Origin of the sequence: Paraburkholderia sp., assembly GCF_034668105.1 — a bacterium.
In the GTDB taxonomy this organism is placed as follows: Bacteria; Pseudomonadota; Gammaproteobacteria; order Burkholderiales; family Burkholderiaceae; genus Paraburkholderia.
In genome coordinates this window covers 1-4,386 of sequence record NZ_JAXDPY010000706.1, presented here as the reverse complement: position 1 = coordinate 4,386, position 4,386 = coordinate 1, and the positions used below count along the sequence as shown (strand labels likewise).

4 protein-coding genes are annotated in these 4,386 nt (G+C 62.6%); 3 read left to right on the top strand and 1 reads right to left on the bottom strand.

All coding sequences use genetic code 11. The features are described 5' to 3' along the window. Positions 1–1,255: aldehyde dehydrogenase family protein (locus QOC89_RS31165; protein ID WP_323048563.1), on the bottom strand; the 1,255-nt coding region annotated here is incomplete at its 3' end. Positions 1,256–1,356: 101 nt separating this feature from the next. Between QOC89_RS31165 and QOC89_RS31160 the strand changes: the two genes are divergently transcribed. From QOC89_RS31160 to QOC89_RS31150, 3 genes are all read left to right on the top strand, one after another. Beyond that, positions 1,357–2,250, top strand: coding sequence for a LysR family transcriptional regulator (locus QOC89_RS31160; RefSeq protein ID WP_323048562.1), 894 nt, complete (start codon positions 1,357–1,359; stop codon positions 2,248–2,250). A 6-nt stretch (positions 2,251–2,256) separates the two neighbouring features. Further along, positions 2,257–2,607 carry a DUF3592 domain-containing protein gene (locus QOC89_RS31155; RefSeq protein WP_323048561.1) on the top strand — a complete coding sequence of 117 codons (351 nt, stop codon included), beginning with the start codon at positions 2,257–2,259 and terminating at the stop codon, positions 2,605–2,607. Between the two features lie 207 nt (positions 2,608–2,814). Beyond that, the coding region (locus tag QOC89_RS31150; protein WP_323048560.1) for a xanthine dehydrogenase family protein molybdopterin-binding subunit at positions 2,815–4,386 on the top strand (1,572 nt) is incomplete at its 3' end.

Sequence of the window (4,386 nt, the reverse complement as noted above, 5' to 3'; positions counted from 1 at the left end):
GAGCCCGCGCCGCATCGGCTGAGAGGACGTAAGCTTGCAGCCCGTAGCTTGTGTCATTGGCGATCGCGATCGCTTCCTCGGAATCGCGATACGCAATGATCGACAGCACGGGCCCAAAAATTTCCTCGCGGGCAATCGTCATGTCGTTGTTGACGCCGCTGAACACGGTGGGCCGCACGAACCAGCCGCGCTCGAGTCCTTCGGGGCGGCCTTCGCCACCGGCAATCAGGCGCGCACCTTCGTCGATGCCGATGCGGATGTAGCGCTGCACGCGTTCCCACTGTTTGCGGCTGACCATCGGGCCGATCTGCGTAACCGGATCGCGTGGATCACCCGCTTGCGTGCGAGCGACTTCGAGACGCACTCGCTCTTCGAATTCCGCAAGACGGCTTTGCGGCACCAGAATGCGTGTGCCGGCGATACAGGCCTGACCGCTGTTCATAAAACCGGCCTGGAGCGCCAACGGAACCGCTTCGGCGAAATCGGCGTCGTCGAGAATAAGGATCGGCGATTTGCCGCCCAACTCCAACGTGACGCGCTTCAATGTCTCGGCGCCAGTGCGCAGAATCGTCTTGCCGACAGCCGTCGATCCCGTGAAGGAAATCTTCGCCACGTCGGGATGCGCGCTGATTTCCCCGCCGACAGTTTCGCCGCGGCCCGTAACCATGTTGAACACGCCAGCCGGCAAACCCGCTTCGTGCAATGCCTCGGTTACGATCTGCGTCTGAATCGCGCTCATCTCGCTCGGTTTGATCACGGCCGTGCAGCCGGCCGCCACGGCCGCCGCCAGTTTCCCGCAGATGAAGCCGCCATTGCTATTCCACGGCGTGATCAGTCCCGCGACGCCGAGCGGTTGCATGACGACGTCGGCCGTGCCGGCGCGGCGCGTGAAATCGTAGCTTCGCAGTACCGTGACGACACTCGCAATCACATCGGCCGGATACTTCGCCATCCAGCGCGCACGTGAAACCGGTGCGCCGTATTCGTCGATGATCGCTTCGAAGAGCGCGTCTTCTCTTGCTTGAACCGCGTCGTGCATGCGTTCGAGCAGCGCGATGCGTTCCTCTTTGCTCGTGCGCGAAAACTGCGGGAAGGCGCGTTTGGCGGCGGCGATGGCGCGGCGCGCGTCTTCTGCGTCCGCCAGACGCACCTTGCCGATAACCGTCTCCTTAGCCGGATTGAACAGCTCGAACCACTCCTCGCCGTGCGGCGTGACGAACGCGCCGTCGATATACACCTTGTCGATTTCCTGCATGAAAGCTCCTGGCCCAAAGTCGTGTTGCGTCAACGATAGGCTCAAGGGATTAGGCTGACTAGCCATATAATCGAGGATGATTCGTTGAGCAAGATGGGATAATGAAAACACCCGGTTTGAGCGAACTGGAAGGCGTGCTGGCAGTGGCGCGCCATCGCAGCTTTCGCGCGGCGGCAACGGAACTCGGTGTGTCGACATCGGCGCTAAGTCATGCGATTGCGGCGTTGGAGGCGCGCATTGGGGTGCGGCTGTTCAATCGCACGACGCGCAGCGTGTCGTTATCCGAAGCGGGCGCGCAATTCGTTGATAGCGTGGCGCCCGCGCTGTCGACGATACGCGTGGCCATCGAGCAGGCCGGCAGCTATCGCGACACGCCCGCGGGCACGCTGCGCATCAACACCTCGGCGGGCGCGGCGCGGCAAGTCATGCCCTTGTTGCTGGATTACCTGCGCCGCTATCCGGAGATGAAGCTTGATCTCGTCACCGAGGGGCGCATGATCGACATCGTGGTGGAAGGTTTTGACGCCGGCATTCGCCTGGCCGAGTCCGTGCCGCAGGACATGATCGCGGTCCCGTTCAACGTGCCGCAGCGCTTTGCGGTAGTCGGGAGTCCAGCTTATTTCGCCGACCATCCCACGCCGCGCGCGCCCGACGATCTGCGCGCGCACCGTTGTATCCGGCTGCGCATGCCGAGCGGGCGCATTTATCATTGGGAGTTCGAACGGCGTGGCCAGGCGATCAGCGTGGATGTGCAGGGCATGTTGACGCTCGATGAACCCATGCTGGTGATGCAGGCGGCCCGCGAGGGCTTCGGGTTGGCGTATATGACTGAATGGAACGTGGCCGCGGATCTGGAGGCGGGGGCATTGCAGCGCGTGCTGGAAGACTGGACGCCGGCGTTCGACGGGCTGTGTCTGTACTATCCGGGGCGGCGCCACGTACCGGCGGGGCTGCGGGCGTTGATTGAGATGATTCGGGAGGGTGTGGCGCGCTAGGGGCATATGCCGTTGACCGATGAAGTGCTCACGAAACGCTTTAAAGTGTTTATCTTCACGATGATCTGGATTGGCTGTCTGTTCGGCTTGATTAACTCTGTCGCGCATAGCATGAGATTTCTCGATTCGGCTGTCGCAGTCCCTGGTCGTGTCGTAGCCCTGAATGCCGGCGGCAGCCATCCGCAGATCGAATTTACAAATAAAACAGGGGAGCGAATTTCGTATCCACAAGGTGGCTGGATCGCTGGCTACAAGGTGGGAGATAAAGTTACTGTGCTGTATCTTGATCCGTGCCGGGACATTAGCTGGTGGCGAGGTTGCATTGCAGCGTGTCACTGCTCGCCAAATGACATTTAATGGAACATCACCCGGCAGCGCGGGCGCTTACGCCTTCTTTTAGCGCCCATCCGCCCCCACAGCACCGAACGCCTTCAACCTCCAAATTTCAGTTCCACCCCCGCTCGCCCGTCTTATTAGTGTTCTGAAGTACTAATGTACTAATCGCGAGCGTGCCCCGCGCGTTCACAGCTTCCCCGCCACCGTGCAAGCTGATCGAGCCAAACGATGTTAAAGCGCAGAACCTTCCTGCTAGGCGGCGCCAGCGCCCTGGGCGCGTTGCTGGTCGGCTGGTCGGTGCTGCCGCCGGGCCAGCGCCTGACCCCCTCCGTGCCACTGCCGGCCGAAGGCAGCCAGCTTGTGCTCAACGGCTGGGTCAAAATCGCCGCCGACAACAGCGTCACGATCATGATGTGCAAAGCGGAAATGGGCCAGGGTATCCACACCGGCCTTGCGATGCTGCTGGCCGAGGAACTGGATGCCGACTGGTCGCACGTTCGAGTGGAAAACTCGCCGATCGACAAGATCTACAACAGCGTGCAGAACATCATCGACGATCTGCCGTTCCGTCCGGACGACGACAGCACGGTCAAGCGCGCCACCGTCTGGCTGACCCGCAAGCTAGTGCGCGACGCCGGCACGATGATGACGGGCGGTTCATCGAGCATGAACGATCTATGGACGCCGATGCGCGAAGCCGGCGCCTCCGCGCGCGCGATGCTGATCGGCGCGGCCGCCGGGCAATGGAAGGTGCCGGCCGGCGAATGCCGTACGGAAGGTGGCTACGTACTGCACGCCTCAGGCCACAGGGCGAGCTTCGGCGAACTCTCCACGTTGGCCGCGCAACAACCGCTGCCGCGCAAGGTCACGCTGAAAGATCCCGCGGACTTCAAACTGATCGGCAAACCGATGCGACGCATTGAGGCCGCGTCGAAAATCAACGGCACGGCCCGGTTCGGCATCGACGCATTGCCCGACCGTCTCATCTACGCGAGCGTGGTGATGTGCCCGACACTGGGCGGAACGGTAGCGCATTTCGACGCCACGCCTGCTACAAAAATGCCAGGTTTTATCAAGGCGTTCTCTTTACCGCCCTACGCAGGCGGCACTGGCGGCGTCGCGGTTATCGCGGACAATCCGTTCCGCGCGATGAACGCGGTCAGCGCCATCATCGTAGTGTGGAACAACGGCCCGGCGGCCACGCTGTCGAGCGCGGATGTCGACGCCCACCTCGCGCAAGTACTGGACGGCAGCGACGGCCACGCTTACTACCAACGCGGTAACGTCGACGCCGCATTGAGCCGCGCGGCGCGGACTCTCGCCGCCGAGTACCACGCGCCGTATCTCGCGCATGGCGCGGTGGAACCGGTGAATTGCACGGTGCAGGTGGCGGACGGCACGGCCACCGTCTGGGTCTCGACGCAAATGCCCGCCCTCGCGCGGCAGCACGTCGCGAAAGTGCTGGACATCGACGCCGACAAGGTCGACGTCCAAACGCAACTGCTCGGCGGTGCTTTCGGGCGCCGTCTCGAACTCGATTTCATCGCGCAAGCCGCGGCGATTGCGCGCGAAGGCGGCGGACGTCCGGTGCAAACAATCTGGTCGCGTGCGCAGGACTTCACCCACGATTTTTATCGTCCGGCGTGCGTATCGCGACTGAAGGCCGGTTTCGATAAGGACGGCAAGCTGGTCGCGTGGCATGCCACGTCCGCGAGTCAGGCGATCGTGCCGGAAGCGCTTGCGCGTTACTACGGCGCGCCACGCATTCCGATCGACAAGACCACCTGTGAAGGCGCGTTC